The sequence below is a fragment of the Streptomyces sp. NPDC022910 genome, assembly GCF_055561075.1.
This window is the reverse complement of record NZ_JBVHHL010000102.1, coordinates 1-14,039: the sequence shown is the minus strand read 5'-3', so window position 1 is coordinate 14,039 and position 14,039 is coordinate 1. Positions and strand designations below refer to the sequence as shown.

Annotated in this window: 15 protein-coding genes; 8 read left to right on the top strand and 7 right to left on the bottom strand. The window is 68.0% G+C overall.

What is annotated here, in order from left to right:
* Positions 1-299: 299 nt before the first annotated feature.
* Positions 300-947, bottom strand: coding sequence for a carboxypeptidase-like regulatory domain-containing protein (locus tag ACZ3TS_RS41085; protein WP_467627835.1), 648 nt, complete (start codon positions 945-947; stop codon positions 300-302).
* A 17-nt stretch (positions 948-964) separates the two neighbouring features.
* Between ACZ3TS_RS41085 and ACZ3TS_RS41080 the strand changes: the two genes are divergently transcribed.
* Positions 965-2,107 carry a HupE/UreJ family protein gene (locus ACZ3TS_RS41080; protein WP_467627833.1) on the top strand — a complete coding sequence of 381 codons (1,143 nt, stop codon included), beginning with the start codon at positions 965-967 and terminating at the stop codon, positions 2,105-2,107.
* Here ACZ3TS_RS41080 and ACZ3TS_RS41075 read toward each other — a convergent pair.
* Entirely contained in the window at positions 2,068-2,454 is a 387-nt protein-coding gene (locus ACZ3TS_RS41075) for a nuclear transport factor 2 family protein (RefSeq protein WP_467627831.1), read from the bottom strand. The genes ACZ3TS_RS41080 and ACZ3TS_RS41075 overlap by 40 nt on opposite strands.
* Before the next feature lie 258 nt (positions 2,455-2,712).
* Between ACZ3TS_RS41075 and ACZ3TS_RS41070 the strand changes: the two genes are divergently transcribed.
* The 4 genes from ACZ3TS_RS41070 (at position 2,713) to ACZ3TS_RS41055 (ending at position 5,028) form a co-directional block, all read left to right on the top strand.
* Complete coding sequence (locus tag ACZ3TS_RS41070) at positions 2,713-3,336, top strand: DUF6230 family protein (protein ID WP_467627828.1); 624 nt, start codon at positions 2,713-2,715, stop codon at positions 3,334-3,336.
* A 206-nt stretch (positions 3,337-3,542) separates the two neighbouring features.
* Entirely contained in the window at positions 3,543-3,899 is a 357-nt protein-coding gene (locus ACZ3TS_RS41065; RefSeq protein WP_467627826.1) for a DUF6114 domain-containing protein, read from the top strand.
* A gap of 172 nt (positions 3,900-4,071) precedes the next feature.
* Entirely contained in the window at positions 4,072-4,215 is a 144-nt protein-coding gene (locus tag ACZ3TS_RS41060; RefSeq protein WP_467627823.1) for a hypothetical protein, read from the top strand.
* A 108-nt stretch (positions 4,216-4,323) separates the two neighbouring features.
* Positions 4,324-5,028: a TetR/AcrR family transcriptional regulator gene (locus ACZ3TS_RS41055; RefSeq protein ID WP_467627819.1), complete on the top strand. Its 705-nt coding sequence runs from the start codon at positions 4,324-4,326 to the stop codon at positions 5,026-5,028.
* A 258-nt stretch (positions 5,029-5,286) separates the two neighbouring features.
* On the opposite strand, the gene ACZ3TS_RS41050 is transcribed toward ACZ3TS_RS41055, so the two are convergent.
* From ACZ3TS_RS41050 to hemC, 4 genes are all read right to left on the bottom strand, one after another.
* Positions 5,287-5,706 (bottom strand): SsgA family sporulation/cell division regulator, encoded by a 420-nt coding sequence (locus tag ACZ3TS_RS41050; RefSeq protein ID WP_467627817.1) that lies wholly within the window; start codon positions 5,704-5,706, stop codon positions 5,287-5,289.
* 287 nt (positions 5,707-5,993) lie between these two features.
* A complete protein-coding gene (locus tag ACZ3TS_RS41045) occupies positions 5,994-6,401 on the bottom strand; it encodes a hypothetical protein (protein WP_467627815.1) in 408 nt (135 codons plus the stop codon).
* Between the two features lie 253 nt (positions 6,402-6,654).
* On the bottom strand, positions 6,655-6,846 hold the full coding sequence (locus ACZ3TS_RS41040) for a hypothetical protein (protein ID WP_467627812.1): 192 nt from the start codon (positions 6,844-6,846) through the stop codon (positions 6,655-6,657).
* Positions 6,847-7,438: 592 nt separating this feature from the next.
* Positions 7,439-8,371, bottom strand: coding sequence for a hydroxymethylbilane synthase (gene hemC / locus ACZ3TS_RS41035; RefSeq protein ID WP_467627810.1), 933 nt, complete (start codon positions 8,369-8,371; stop codon positions 7,439-7,441).
* An 885-nt stretch (positions 8,372-9,256) separates the two neighbouring features.
* On the opposite strand from hemC, the gene ACZ3TS_RS41030 reads away from it, so the two are divergent.
* The 3 genes from ACZ3TS_RS41030 (at position 9,257) to ACZ3TS_RS41020 (ending at position 12,275) form a co-directional block, all read left to right on the top strand.
* Positions 9,257-9,904: an HD domain-containing protein gene (locus ACZ3TS_RS41030; RefSeq protein WP_467627807.1), complete on the top strand. Its 648-nt coding sequence runs from the start codon at positions 9,257-9,259 to the stop codon at positions 9,902-9,904.
* Positions 9,892-10,902, top strand: coding sequence for a GlxA family transcriptional regulator (locus tag ACZ3TS_RS41025; RefSeq protein ID WP_467627804.1), 1,011 nt, complete (start codon positions 9,892-9,894; stop codon positions 10,900-10,902). The genes ACZ3TS_RS41030 and ACZ3TS_RS41025 overlap by 13 nt, the downstream gene beginning before the upstream one ends.
* Before the next feature lie 98 nt (positions 10,903-11,000).
* Positions 11,001-12,275 (top strand): PP2C family protein-serine/threonine phosphatase, encoded by a 1,275-nt coding sequence (locus ACZ3TS_RS41020; protein WP_467627802.1) that lies wholly within the window; start codon positions 11,001-11,003, stop codon positions 12,273-12,275.
* A 572-nt stretch (positions 12,276-12,847) separates the two neighbouring features.
* On the opposite strand, the gene ACZ3TS_RS41015 is transcribed toward ACZ3TS_RS41020, so the two are convergent.
* Positions 12,848-13,456 (bottom strand): hypothetical protein, encoded by a 609-nt coding sequence (locus ACZ3TS_RS41015; protein ID WP_467627799.1) that lies wholly within the window; start codon positions 13,454-13,456, stop codon positions 12,848-12,850.
* Between the last annotated feature and the right edge of the window lie 583 nt (positions 13,457-14,039).

Below are 14,039 nucleotides of genomic sequence, written 5' to 3'. Positions count from 1 at the left end.
TTCACTACTGCTCATGGGTGTGCAATCTCCTGTCGTGCCCTCTCAGGTTAAACGTTCACAGAAGGGCGTCTCACCACAGGCTGACAGAGAGGGATCGGCCGATGGCTGGATCTCCCCGCTGAACATCTACGTCCTGCCACAAGAGGTCCCCTCCCGTCAGCAGATCATCGACGAAGCAGCCACAGCTGCGGGTCGCAGCCCTGAATCCATCCGCCGCATCTACGACGTGATCGGCGCGATCGGCCATTCCCAGGCAGCCCAAGGGCTCGTGGGTGACGTGCAACGGTGGGTGGACACGCTCACCGAGTGGGCGGTCCTCCTCGGGTTCGACACTTCGCCTTCTGGCCGGTGGCGGACCCCGAGCACCAGCTCGGGCTCTTCGCCTCCGAGGTCGTCCCAGCGGTTCGGGAGCGCGTCGAGGCCATCAGGAGCGGACGATGACCACGAGCCTCGGCACCGTACCGGCCCACCTGACGAGCAAGATCGTCACCCTCGGGCAGGCCAGTCGCGGCGTACTTACCCTGATCGTTCGTCGTGGTGCGGACCAACTGCCGCCCCCTGGTGTCCATGACGGTCACCGCGGCACCGCGGACGGGCCGCTGCTCGGAGTCGTGGACGGTGCCCAGCAGCGCCGGCACCGGCTCGCCGACGTGGTGGCGGTGGACCGGCAGCGCGGTGGGCGTCGGCATCTCCAGCGCCGGGTCGTCCACCGGGGGCTCCTCTACATCCTCCTGCTCGCCGTCCGCATCCCGCCGCGCGACCTCGCGGTGATGCCGCCAGGCGTCGAGGCCCATCAGGGCGGCGCCCGCAGCGACCCACCCGCACAGCACCAGGACAGGCCTGAGTACCCCCGCCCCGTCGAAGTACAGGACTTCGCGCAGGGCGTCGACCGCGTTGGCCAGCGGCATCACGGCGGGCTCACCGTCGGCCCGCACCGCCCTCGACACCCAGGACCGAGACCTCCATGCCTCCCGCCCCCTCGCCCCGCCCCTCTGCCTGGTTGCCCCGGCTCCGGCAGCGCCGACTGCGTAGCACGCTCCTCACCGCCGTCGCGGCCCTGGCGGCCCTGCTCGCCGCAGGCCTGGCACGCCCAGCCCCCGCCGCCGCGCACGACGCGACCTCGACCGCGTACGTCGAAGTGGACGGCACCGGATCCGATGTAGAGGCGACCCTCGACCTCGAATACGACCTGCTCATGAAGTCGGCCTGGCTCTACGCCGAGGCGTACGAGGCGAAGGAACACGCCGAGCAGTTGCACCAGCTCAAGATCAACGCCGACGCGGTGACCGCGTACGTCACCGGACGCTTCGCCGTCACCCACGACGACCGGGCCTGTACTCCCCGCCGTATCGGCGACGTGGACGTCCGCACCCGCGGCACCCGGCCGTTCGCCGTCGTCACCCTGGCCTACTACTGCCCGGGCGCCGCCGAGGGCACCTACGCCGTCTCCAGCGCGTTGTTTCCCGACGCCGAGAGCTTCGTGCACGGAACACAGACCATCGTCCACTACGACCTGCACGGGCAGCGGGGCTCCGAGGTGCTGACGGCAGCCGAACCGACCCTGGAGACCGACGGTCACCACGAGTCCCACCAGATCGCCGAGTTCTTCCTGCTCGGTACGGAGCACCTGCTGTTCGGTCTGGACCACATCCTCTTCCTGCTGTCGGTGCTCATCGGCGCCCGCGGGCTGCGTGACGTCGTCCTCACGGCGTCCGCCTTCACCGCTGCGCACAGCGTCACGTTCCTACTGGCGGCCACGGGTCTCGTACATGTACCCGGATCGGTCGTGGAACCGGTCATCGCGGCCTCCATAGCCGTCGTGGCGGTGGCGGGTGTCGTCCTTCGCGACCGCGAGGGATCCGGACGCTGGCGTCTCCCGGTCGTCTTCTTGTTCGGTCAGCCGCGTGACCCCCTCGAGCAGTCCACAGCCTCCGTTGACGCCGATCCGATCGAGAAGGACACGGTGGAGCTTGCCCGGACGCGGGTGGCAGACCAGGCCGTGAAGCAAGCTGCGCTTCCATTCCCGAACAGCAGGACAACGAGCGGCACCTTACCTGGACTGCGTGGTTATTCGGCCCCAGGCGGGATCGGGGTGGCCTGGCGGTAGTACAACTGCCAGCCCGTCGATTCGCTCCGCTTGCGCCAGAGCGAACTGCGGCGCGCTCGTCGGCCGCTGATCGTGGTCTCGTACGTAAGGTGCACCAGTCCGGGGGCCAGCAGTACTCCTGATATCTCGGAAGGCTCGTAGCGGGGACCGTCCTCAGCGCTGCCCTGCATGTCCGGCAACGCGGCGACCATCTGCTCATATGTCCATCGCCGACCTGAGGCGCCGACCTCGACGAACTCCGGGTCGAGCAGCTGCTGGGCCAGGGATCGCGATACCCGTACGTCGGGGTGCATCAGCCGCAATTCGCCCGCCACTGCATCGTTGACATCGCCTGATTCGTGAGTCACACAAGCATCATCGCCCGAGCCGTCGGTGTTCCACGACTGACAACGGCGCGGTGACGAAGCAGGCCGACCCACGAAGCTGCTGTTTCTCAGCGAACGCCGGGGCGGAAACGGATGCTGGGAGGGCACATCACCCGACCGGCCGACCTGACGTGCCGTCGGCCACCGTGCCCGGAAGTCTAGACTCCGTCACCAGCCACCAGCACTTCGCCCGTCCTCGTCCGGCACGGGTGGGGCCACCTGCACGCCGGAGGAGGCGGAATGCTGCACCGCTCCGGCAGGACGTGCTGGAAACGCTTCGCCGCCGTCCTCGTCTCGGGCGTCGCCGCCGCCGCGGCTCTCGGCATCGGCATGGCGCAAGGAGCGCTTGCCGCGTCGTTCCTCATCTCCGGTCAGCGCTTCCAGATCTCCGCGGACACACTGCGCGCCCGTGGTCTCAGCGTCTACCCCATGGTCGACGTGGCCACGAAGGGCACGCTCGTGCCGGTCGTGGTCCTGGGGTTCCGGCATGCGGACATCAACAGGCTGTGCCTGTCCGTCGAAGTCCCGATCCCGGTGCTGGGTCCGTACACCCTGCTGCTCACCGGGGGCGAGCGGCGGCGGGTCGAGGCGACGAACTTGTTCATCGACGCAACCTCTGTGTCTGCCGATCAGGCGAATATCAACAACATCGACATCGGTGTGGCGGCGGGTGCCGTCAGGAAGGGGCCGATCAATCCGGGAGACAGGGACTCGCGGTTCTTCGACCCCAACGTCTTCGCACAGCAGGCGGACTCGGCCGTCCTCAACAACGTACGGGTGACCTCGGTCGCGGCCTCGGCCGGCACGTTGAACATCCCCGACCTCGATCTGCAGGTCGAGCAAGGTCGTCACCACTGCTTCTGACCCCGGGCCGAGCACGACGGGCACACGCGCTCGGTGCCTGCTCGCCGCATGTCCAGCCCGCCCTCAAAACGGGGAGACACGTGTTCATGGATCCTTTCGGCAGATGCTCGGGACCACGCGGCACCGAGGCAGACATCCGGCGCAGATTCAGGGCGTGGCGGGGTGAACGGCCTTTCTGGGCGGGGTTGTTCACCCTCACGGCGGGGTTGCCCATCGTCTACTTCCCCTTCACGCATCTGAATCTGGAGGGCATCGCCCTGGCCCTGTCGACCACCTCCGGAGCGGGGTCCCTGATCATCGGGATTCTGCTCGTGGTCCTGGGCATCTCCCTGTGGTTCCAGGAGCACATTCGTATGTTCGCCGGGATCGCGACCCTGCTGCTCGCCCTCATTTCGTTTCCCGTCGCGAACTTCGGGGGCCTCTTCCTCGGCCTGCTCTCCGGCCTGATCGGCGGTTCCCTGGCCTGCGCCTGGACTCCGCCTCCGGACAGCGCCGAGTCGGTGCCCGCGGCGAACCCGGCCTCCACGGCCCTCCCGGCGACAGAGGATCAGGGTGGGCCGTGACGAACCGGGCGGTCGTACGATGCGGACTCGTATGACCGGCGTACTGCGGACCCACCAGAACGCCGAGCACCGCCCCAGGCCCGCAGGCGGTCGGCCCAGACGTGCTGAGCCGCCCACTGGAATCCCTGCATTCCCTCGGCCTGCGCCGCCGGTTCAACGTACACACGCCACATTGGACGAGGCGGCCGTCGTCGCCCCGGGGGATCCCCGGGACCTCACGGTCCTCGTCCGCGGCTGGTTCGTCGCCACCGGGGCGAGTTCCGCCACCCGGCTGCCGATGACCTTGGCCGAAGATCACGTCGCATACGAGGCCTGAGACTCCGCTGCGACATGTCCAGCCGCTACCGCTCATAGACGCCGCGGTCTCCAGCAGCCGCATTCCAGGTCCCAGATTTCGAGGGGCCCCTCATGTTACGCTGGGGCTATGAGCCACCGACCTGTCCTGTCCGCGCCCGAGGCTCCGGCCAAACCTCTGCGCCGTGACGCGCAGCGCAACCGGGACGCAATCGTGGCCGCCGCCCGTAAGGCCTTCGCGGAGCAGGGCCTGGGTGCCTCCTTGGAGGGCGTCGCCCGCGAGGCGGGCGTCGCTATCGGTACGGTCTACCGGCACTTCCCCACCCGGCTCGCGCTGGTCGAAGACCTCTTCGCCGCGAAGTTCATGGAGCTGCTCGACGCCGCCGAAGAGGCGGCCGCCATGGAGGACGCATGGCAGGGGTTCTGCTACTACCTGGAGAGGTTCTGCGAACTTCAGGCCTGTGACCGCGCCTTCAACGACCTGGTCTCCGCCCGGCTGCCCACTCACGCGCTCAGCCAGCAGGTGAATGAGCGCTCGCAGGAACTGGGTGGTCAGATCTTCCGCAACGCACAGCGCCAGGGTGTCGTCCGCGACGATGTCACCCCAGAAGACCTCGCTTTCGTCATCTGGTCCCAGGCCGGCATCATCCACGCCACCCGTACCGTCGCCCCCCACGCCTGGCGCCGCCACCTCCACCTGATGCTCGACGCCTTCCGCGCCGAGTGCGCCCACGAACTGCCCGAGCCCCCGCTCACCCCCCAACAGGTGGAAAAGACCCTCACTACGCTCGAGTGCCGCGAGGAGGAGTGCGGTGAGTGCCATGGACAGGAGTGACCGCGACGGCAGGTGAGGCGCAATGCAGCAGGACGGACACCGGGCTCGGTGCTGCGAGCGGGAACGGGTCCTGCAACGCCGGACGGCGAGAATACGCCTGGTATGCCTCCCAGGTGGCGCTGTCGTCGACCACGGCGCAACGCAGGACAAGGTCAGTGGCGGCCAGGCGTGCCGGCCCGTCCCAGACGTCGGGTGAGCGCAAGACTCCGAGCCACGGCCGTCACACCTGGGACATTGGCACCGTGATCAGGGAGGTGTTCAGCTTCCCGCCAGGAGATGCGCCAGCTCGGTGTCCATGTCGAAATGCTCGGACTCGGCTCCCGACGGCACCACGGACTGCGTTTCTCGCAGGAAGAATTCCACGCCTTGCACAGGGAACTCGAGCAGGGCCGAACCCGCAGGCGAGCTGAGAGCGACACACAGCACGTCGCTGACGCCGTCGGCCCGCCACATCCGGACGTCTCCTTGACTCGTATGGCCTCTCAGAGCTTGGGTCAGCATGTCACGACTGAGGACCCACTCCACCGTCTCGCCAGTGCCCACGAGGTGAAAGGTGGCACGGACGGCATAGGGATCGTGGGTCTCGTACCGCAGCCCCATGTGCAGTGGCAAGGAAAGGTCGTGCGAGACGACAAGCCGCACAGGCAGCCCGTGCGCCACAGTTCTGAACGGTTTCATGGTCCTTCACTCCGATGTACCTCTTCACTCCGGTGCGCCTGCTTCGCTTTTTTCGAGTCGCGAGGCGAGAACGGCCACCGGGGCGCAGCACGAAGCGTCGAAGAGGAAAACGAGCGGATACGGTTCCTGCGTGGACCTTGCTCGGCCAGGAGACGATCTCTGTCAGCCCGAGCCGGAGGCCGGCCCCGGCGTGTTGCCGCTTCAGCGAGCGATCACCCGGCGGCGGGGGCACTCAGGTGCGCGCGGGGCGGGACGGTGCCGGCGAGCGAGGCCCGCCCGTGGCTGCCTCAGCGCTGGGTCAGGAGGAGCTGGTCCACGTACCAGCGGTCGACACTGCCGTTACGCAAGGGTGTCACTTCGATCCACCGGCCCTGGTACCACACGAACAGGTGCTGTCCGTCCCAGCGGTAGTGGCTTTTGTGATGCAGGCCGCGGTGGTGAACCCGGTCGTGGTCGGTGGTGTACCAGACACGATGTCCGTCCCGGCCGCCGTCCCGCTCCCAGCCGTGGCGGTCGCCGTAGCCGTCCACGTGGTCGTAACGGCCGCTTTCCGACTCGGAACCGACGACCGATGACCCGGTGTGCTCGATGGGTCCCGAAGCCGCAGACGCCGAGCCCCCGGCACCAAGGACGGTTCCGCCCACGATCGCCGCAGAAGCAACTGCAACCGACACACGCCTGACGAACGTTTTCATAGTCATCTCCATGGGATCTGCCGCGCCATTCCAGGCGGCGGGCCTCATTCCGTGAACCGTGAACCGAACCTCTCAACAGCTCGCGGCCGAGCGACCCAATCCAATCGGAGGGGCCCCTCATGTTCTTCCTTCGACAGCGTACTCGAGGGGCCCCTCATGTTTGCGGTGAGGCTCATCACAGCAGCCCGGACGGTTCCCGGTACCCTCTTCCGCCTTGGCGCGCACAGAACATGAGGTGACACTTCAAGAGCACTCAGGCGTTGTAGCCGATCTGCTTCAGCCCGGGGGGCCACTTCGCTGCGACCCCTGCGAAGCAGGTGCGGCACAGCGGGTTTCCCCCGCTTCCGTACCGCTTGCACTTCGCGCTGCAGCGCGAGCACAGGCCTTCCTCGGCCGCCGTCCAGACCGGTGACGGGTAGTCGCGAAGGTCCACTGGTGCGGCCATCGGACTGAATCCTGTCCTACTCTCGCGGCCGGAAATGGTCGCCTCGAACGAAGAATAGAATGCTCCATGTATGTGAGTATCAAACCTGCTCGTGCCGGTACGTCCGACTTAATACCGGTTTTCGCGACAGCCTCGAGCGGTCGCGGTGTGCCGGACCCGGCACGCATTACTGACGCGGCCGGAGCCGTCAGCCCCGGCCGCGCACCACGTACTCGAGCAGTTTCGTCCGGCAGCAACCGCGCCCCTGGTGTTCGTCGCGGTCATGCTGGGTGCGGCGGTTGTCGCCGCACAAGTGGCCGGGACGAGAGGATTCGAACCTGCGTCTCTCATCCCCACGGGTCACTCGTCGTTCACCCAGCGCATGAGCCGCTGCAGGGGATAGACCCAAGTCCTCATACCGGGCGGCCAGTTCACCGCCTGTCCATACTGCCTTCCGCCATGGACTCCGCCTACCCGTCGCTTCGCCGCGGAACCGAGCAGTCACTTCGCCGCAGTGGAGCGCAGCCCCGTGGTGTGGCGGCGAGCTCGGGAACTGGCCTGTGGGCCCCGGAAGGCGACGCCGCATCTCCCTGAAATGCGGGACATCCCTTGGCTAGTGGGCGATGCCATCGATCAGGTCTCGTGCGCCCTGGCGCAGGAGAGCGACAGCGACTGAGGTGCCGAGGGTTGCCGGGTCGAGGCGGCCGGCCCACTCGTGAGCGTTGAGCACGGTCTTGCCATCCGGTGTGAAAACGCAGGCGCGTAGCGAGAGTTCACCACCGCGCTCGGCACGGGCGAACCCGGCGATCGGGCTGTTGCAGTGGCCTTGGAGGACGTGCAGGAACATGCGCTCGGCGAGGGTCTCGCGGTGCGTGTTGGGATCGCCGAGGCCACTGACGATCTCGATGGTCTCGGCGTCGTCCTCGCGGCACTGCAGAGCGAGGACGCCCGCCCCGATCGGCGGCATCATCGTCTCGACGGGAAGAATCTCGGTGATCGCGTCCGTGCGGCCGATGCGTTCGAGGCCGGAGACGGCGAGCAGGAGGGCGTCGGCTTCGCCGGCGGCGAGCTTTTCCAGACGACGGTTGGCGTTGCCGCGCATCGGGATGCACTCCAGATGCGGGTGGGACGCAGCGAGTTGCGCGATCCGGCGTACCGAGGAGGTGCCGATACGGGTTCCGGCGGGCAGCTCGGCGAGAGAGCGGCCGGCGGAGTCGACGAGCGCGTCGCGGATGTCATCCCGCTTGAGGAAGGCGGCGAACGTCGTCCCGGCCGGAAGGGGCCGGTCGGCGGGGATGTCCTTGACGCAGTGGACGGCGAGGTCCGCCTCACCGGCGAGGAGGGCAGCGTCGACTTCCTTGGTGAACGCGCCCTTGCCCTCGACGCGGGAGAGGTCGCCCATCCACTTGTCGCCGGTCGTCTTCACCGGGATGACTTCGGTACGCACCGTGGGGTGGAGCGCGCCCAGCTCGGCGCGGACCCGTTCCACCTGGGCAAGCGCCATGGGTGAGTCACGAGAGACGATGCGCATCAGATCAACCGGCATACAGGCACGATAGCCCCTCGGAGGTGGGCAGTGATGCCGAGTCCCGAAGCCCACCGCGTGGTCGCGCAAGGACGTTGGGCCGTTCAAGGCGTCCTTGCAAGGCGTCATGGACGCGCGGTAGGGGTCGTCCGGCCACGTGGCCTGCGATCCGTCTCACGGGCCGGCGGTGGAGGGCGTACTGGATCACCCACACGGTCTCCGGCGGCGGAACCGGTGCCTGCTCAAGAGAACCGAGGGCGGTGCTCCTGACGGAGGAACGCTCCGGACTGGCCTTCCTGAGTCCGTCCGCCACCGGCCGCACGCATCCTGCATCTCTCAGAAAGACGCGCCGACCAGGACTTCCACCTTTCCGGTGTCGAGCTAGTAGTAGGCGCGGACCACAGCTGGGGGCACCCTTGCCCACGGGCAGGGCCAGGTCCCGGTTGGTATGCCAGTCGGCCGCTGTCAGCTTGGCCTGGGCGCGGGCCACGGCCTCGACGGGGTCGGCACCGCCCTGCCGGCTGCCCACTGGTAGGCCGGTCGCAGGGCCGTGTGATCGCCTCCGAATCGCCGGACAGCGGTTCGCCGTCTCGGATCGACTTGTCCGCCGCCTCGACGGCACCACGGCTGTCCGAGGACCTCTCGCTTCCTGTGGGCACCTGCGGCGCCCAGCAGCGACCCTCCGGCTGCAACGACGCTGATGACGGCGGCCGCGCCCCCGGGCAACCGGTGTGCCGCCCCCCGCGAGGTGACGGTTCCGATGTCCGTATGTGTGGGAACCTCGTCCGTACGGCCATGGCAGAGGACTCGACGAGACGGGAGGCTGGAAGCACGCCGAGGCGGCCGCCAGCCCGGTACGCCGGACCCGCCAGACACACAGATGATGCGAAAGGCAAGGTGAGCACCATGACGACTCCCCTGACCGAGGTGCCCGGGGTGAGCATTCCGGACACGAAGCTCGCCCGGGAGGCGACGGAGCTGGTACGGGAGACCACCAGCGAACTCATTTACCACCACTCGCGCCGCGTGTTCTTCTGGGGAAGCCTGCAGGGCCGCAATCGAGACCTGAGCTTCGACGCCGAGCTGCTGTACATCGGCGCCATGTTCCACGACCTGGGGCTCTCCGAGCGCTTCCACAGCAGCGGGCGTCGCTTCGAGGTCGACAGCGCGGACGAAGCACGGCGCTTCCTCGTGGCACACGGCGTGCCGGAGGACAGCATCCGGCGCGTGTGGACGGCAATCGCGCTGCACACCACTCCCGGTATCCCGGAGTTCATGGAGCCCGAGGTGGCGCTGGTGACCGCAGGTGTGGAGTACGACGTGCTCGGCATCGGCTACCAGGACGTCCCGGACAGCGACCGTGAGGCCGTCGTCGCCCTGCACCCGCGCCCCGACTTCAAGAACCGCATCCTGCAAGCCTTCACCGATGGGATCCGGCACAAGCCCGAAACCACGTTCGGCAACGTCAAGGCCGATGTGCTCGCCCACTACGAGCCCGGATTCCGACGCGGCGACTTCGTGCGCACCATCCTGGACTCCCCATGGCCGGAATGAACGGGAGCATCTCCGCGCCCCACGTCGTGGCGGTGATGGCCTTCGACGAGGTGCAGTTGCTGGACGTGACCGGGCCCGCCGAAGTGTTCACCACGGCCAACGCCTACGGGGCCGGATACGACGTGCGGATCGTATCCACCACCGGAGCGGACGTGCGGACTTCCTCCGGGGTGCGCGTGGGCGTGGACGGCGGGCCCGAGATCCTGCCCGACCGTGTCGACACCCTGGTGGTACCCGGCTGCACCCCATGGCAACGGGCCGTCACCGACAAGGAGTTGGTCGGTCTCACAACTGACCTGGTCGGACGGTCCGCGCGAGTCGCCTCCGTCTGCGCCGGCGCCTTCATCCTCGCCGCGACCGGCGCTCTGGACGGACGCCGAGCGGCTACGCACTGGGAGCTCACCCGTGAGCTGGCCGCCGCATACCCGAAGGTGCTGGTCCAGGCCGACCCGGTATTCGTCCGCGACGGCAACATCGCCACCTCGGCAGGCGTCACCGCAGGAATCGACCTGTCACTCGCGCTCGTCGAAGAGAACCACGGGCCCGACATCACACGCAGCGTGGCGCGGCACCTGGTCGTCTTCATGGCCCGCCCCGGCGGCCAGTCGCAGTTCAGCGTCCGGCTGACACCAAGGGAGGCGAAACATCCCGCGGTGCGGCACGCCATGAACGTCCTCGCGGCCGACCCCCGGAGCGCCTACAGCCTGGACAGCCTCGCCCGCAGCGTCGGGGTGAGCACCCGGCACCTCACCCGCCTCTTTCGCAGTGAGGTCGGCGTGGCACCAGGCCAGTACCTGGAGTCTCTCCGTCTGGAGGCTGCGCAGGCGCTGCTCGAGGCCGGCAACGACCCCATCGACGGTGTCGCAGAGCAGGCAGGTTTCGGCTCGGCGGAGACCATGCGTCGCGTCTTCCAACAAGCGCTCGGTGTCGCGCCGACCGCCTACCGCGCCCGCTTCCGTACCACCGCGGCACAGGGCCGCTTCCATCACAGCCGATGACCAGCCAAGTCCATACCAGCGGCGCATGACAGCGCCGAGGTCAACAGGAGGTCCGGCGCCCGGGGCACGGACAAGAGACCGCGCAAGGAGGTAAGGCCTTGAACAAGCTCATACGACCAGGGGCGGTCGCGGCCGCTCCCGTCGCCGCCGCCGTCGACGGACACACGCTGCTGACCACCGACGGCTGCCCGCCGACACGGCCGCAGGATGCGGAAGGCACGACTCTTCGCCGCCTGTCAGCACGCATCAAAGAGCGTGGGGGAAATCGCAGACATGTATGGACCAGGTCGTGGAGGGCTTGGCGCCTGTCCGAAGCAGCCGCCCCCGTCGCGCTGGTCCTGAGCATTACCGCGATCAGCCTCATCACGCCCACCAGCATTCACCTGGCGTCCCTGCTCATCGCCGCGCCTGCCCTGATGGCGGCGTTCTCCACCGCATGGTCCACCGGTGGCGTGGCCGTCATGTCCCTCGTGGCCGCGATGATCTGCGACATCCACGACGGTCTGCTCCGCTCCCCCATCCTGTTCATCCACATAGCGGCACTGCTGGCGGTCTCCCTGTTCCTCATCGCCTTCTGCCGGGCCCGCCAGCGCAGCCGGCAAGAGGCGAATCAGCTCCGGGCAATCTCCCAGGCAGCACAGCACGTCGTCCTTCGGCCACTGCCCCACCGGATCGCAAACCTCCAGCTGGCCTCCGCATACCGAGCCGCCGAGAGCATGGCCCAGGTCGGAGGCGACCTCTACGCCGCGGCAAGGACGCCCTACGGCACACGCCTCATCATCGGCGACGTCAAAGGCAAGGGCCTGCCCGCCCTCGACGACGCCGCCGCACTCCTCGGAGCCTTCCGAGAAGCCGCCCACCAACACCCCACACTCCCCGACCTGGCCGCAGCACTCGAAACCAGCGTCCGCCGACACATCACAGAAGCAAGCGAGAGCGACACAAACGCACCCGAACGCTTCGTCAGCGCACTCCTCGTCGAATTCCCCACCGGCACAGACGTCATGAAAACCGTCAGCTGCGGACACCCCCCGCCCCTCCAGTTGCGCAACAACCAGGCCACCACCCTGACCGGCCACACCCCCGCACCACCACTCGGCCTCGCCGGCCTCAACCCCACCGACTACCGCCAGGACACCTTCCACTACACCTCCGAGGACACCTTCCTGCTCTACACCGACGGCCTCGCCGAAGCCAGAGACAAGGCGGGCACCTTCTACCCCCTCACCAACCCCGACATCCCCCGGCAGACAGCCCAAAACGACCCCGCCACCCTCCTCCGACACATCCTCGACGACCTGCACCACCACACACACGGCCGACTCAACGACGACATCGCCCTCGTAGCCATCAAGTGCGCCCCCGTCCGGTGAGACTGCACGCAGCGACGGAGCGGCGGGCCGACACGTGACGTGCAGAACGTCCCGTCCTCAGCAAAGCGGCAGCTCGATGCGGGTGCCGTCCGAGTCCGGCGGCCACAGAGGCTCGAGCACCCGCGCCCCGAACGGCCACCCCACCGGTTGCGGGGAGAGACCTCATACACCGGACGCCGGTCGGCTGCGAATCCCCACCGACCGAGCGGATATCCGAAGGCCCGCATCGCCATCAGGCGCCGGCCGTCCGCACCGGGCACGCCGAGCAGATCGCGCACCGCCTCCGCCTGGTAGCGCACCTCCGTCGTCAGCACCCACTCGGGTACCTTCGGCCCGGGCGGCCAGCAGACAACTCCAGACGGCCGGGTAGACGTTGGCATCACCGTGATCGTCCACCGCGAACACGGACACTTGCAGCGGTATCTCGGCGCAGCGCTCGACAAAGTGGTCCCGGACTTCTTGATGGGTGCCAGTGACTCCGCCCGGCGCGCGCCGTCCTCGTGCAGTCCGCGCCGAGCCGGCCGACGGCGATGGGCAGAGCTGCGTCGCGATCTTCGGTTTCGCCCGGCGACCTACGCCGGGACAAGGACGGTAAGCCATTCCGCGTCACGTGGCCGGTACCCGTAACGATCCCTCAGCCCCGAGACGACCGCCGGGACGTGGCCGGCTCCGTAGACGACGGCCACCCGGATCGGCTCGTGGCCGCGCTCCGCGTGGATCTCGCCCAGCGCGTCGAGCAACCGCTGGTCACGCCGACCGACCATCGCGCGCACCACAGGATCGTCCGCCATCATCTCCGCCCGCAGCGTCGACGGCAGATCCTCGACTACCAGGTCCTCATCGAGGAAGGCGCGCGGACCACGCAGCGCGAACACCAGGCCCATCACCGGAGCCGCGACCATGAGCAGCAGGTACGCCCACCGCGGCAGCGTCTTCAGGTCCGCGATCGCCTCCGCGGCGGTCACATCCGGGTTGATGACCGGCACGTCCTGGGGAAGCAGCAGCTCCTCGCGCTGCTCCTGCAGGCCGTTGCGCCGCCGGCGCGGGGTGAACCGGTAAGCGAGCGTGAGGGCACTCACTCCGACCGACTTCCCTCGGATTCCCTCGATGACTATGAGGTCGCATTCCCTGAGCCTGAGGCGGACCTGGGAGTAGAACGTCGGCGAAGCCACATGCAGCATCGGGAAGATCACGAATTCAAGTGGCGTCCCCCGCCGCCTCATGGTGATCACAGCAGATCGGACGGCATAACCGGTCACCTCGATAATCTGCATGATTCCCCCGCGAACCTCGCCCGGCTTCCCGTCCACCCGTACCAGGACACGAGCCCGCCCAGTACTGCGGTTCCCTCCCGGCGCAAGCCGTGCCACCGGGCAGCGGAATATCGAGTACAAGATCCAACACATGCGCGGTACGACCCTCGCCGAGGACGCCTCCCGCGTACGGACCGGGACCGCACCCCGTCCCATGGCGACCCTGCGCAAAACCTCTGATCGCCCGCCGCAGCACCGAACACGGCTCCGGCTCGGGGCTCAACGCAGCTCGGCGCCGGAGTCCTGTACCTCCTCATCACCGTCTTCGACCGAAGCCTGCGACGCCTCTCGGCCGACCCGGCCGAGCCCACGCGAAAGGCATACCATCATGGCCTTGCCCGCGACTACGCATCCCACCCGTTGCTTTGATCCTCAACAGATTTCAGCAATCCGGGCATTTCGGCCCGGAAGGTCCGTCTCATCACCAAAGCGTGAGGGCTTCAGCATGAGT

Bases quoted from the DNA above. Each gene is read 5' to 3' on its own strand.
- ACZ3TS_RS41080 (WP_467627833.1), top strand. From the start codon at position 965: ATGCCTCCCGCCCCCTCGCCCCGCCCCTCTGCCTGGTTGCCCCGGCTC.
- ACZ3TS_RS41070 (WP_467627828.1), top strand. From the start codon at position 2,713: ATGCTGCACCGCTCCGGCAGGACGTGCTGGAAACGCTTCGCCGCCGTC.
- ACZ3TS_RS41055 (WP_467627819.1), top strand. From the start codon at position 4,324: ATGAGCCACCGACCTGTCCTGTCCGCGCCCGAGGCTCCGGCCAAACCT.
- ACZ3TS_RS41050 (WP_467627817.1), bottom strand. From the start codon at position 5,706: ATGAAACCGTTCAGAACTGTGGCGCACGGGCTGCCTGTGCGGCTTGTC.
- ACZ3TS_RS41045 (WP_467627815.1), bottom strand. From the start codon at position 6,401: ATGAAAACGTTCGTCAGGCGTGTGTCGGTTGCAGTTGCTTCTGCGGCG.
- ACZ3TS_RS41040 (WP_467627812.1), bottom strand. From the start codon at position 6,846: ATGGCCGCACCAGTGGACCTTCGCGACTACCCGTCACCGGTCTGGACG.
- hemC (WP_467627810.1), bottom strand. From the start codon at position 8,371: ATGCCGGTTGATCTGATGCGCATCGTCTCTCGTGACTCACCCATGGCG.
- ACZ3TS_RS41030 (WP_467627807.1), top strand. From the start codon at position 9,257: ATGACGACTCCCCTGACCGAGGTGCCCGGGGTGAGCATTCCGGACACG.
- ACZ3TS_RS41025 (WP_467627804.1), top strand. From the start codon at position 9,892: ATGGCCGGAATGAACGGGAGCATCTCCGCGCCCCACGTCGTGGCGGTG.
- ACZ3TS_RS41015 (WP_467627799.1), bottom strand. From the start codon at position 13,456: ATGCTGCATGTGGCTTCGCCGACGTTCTACTCCCAGGTCCGCCTCAGG.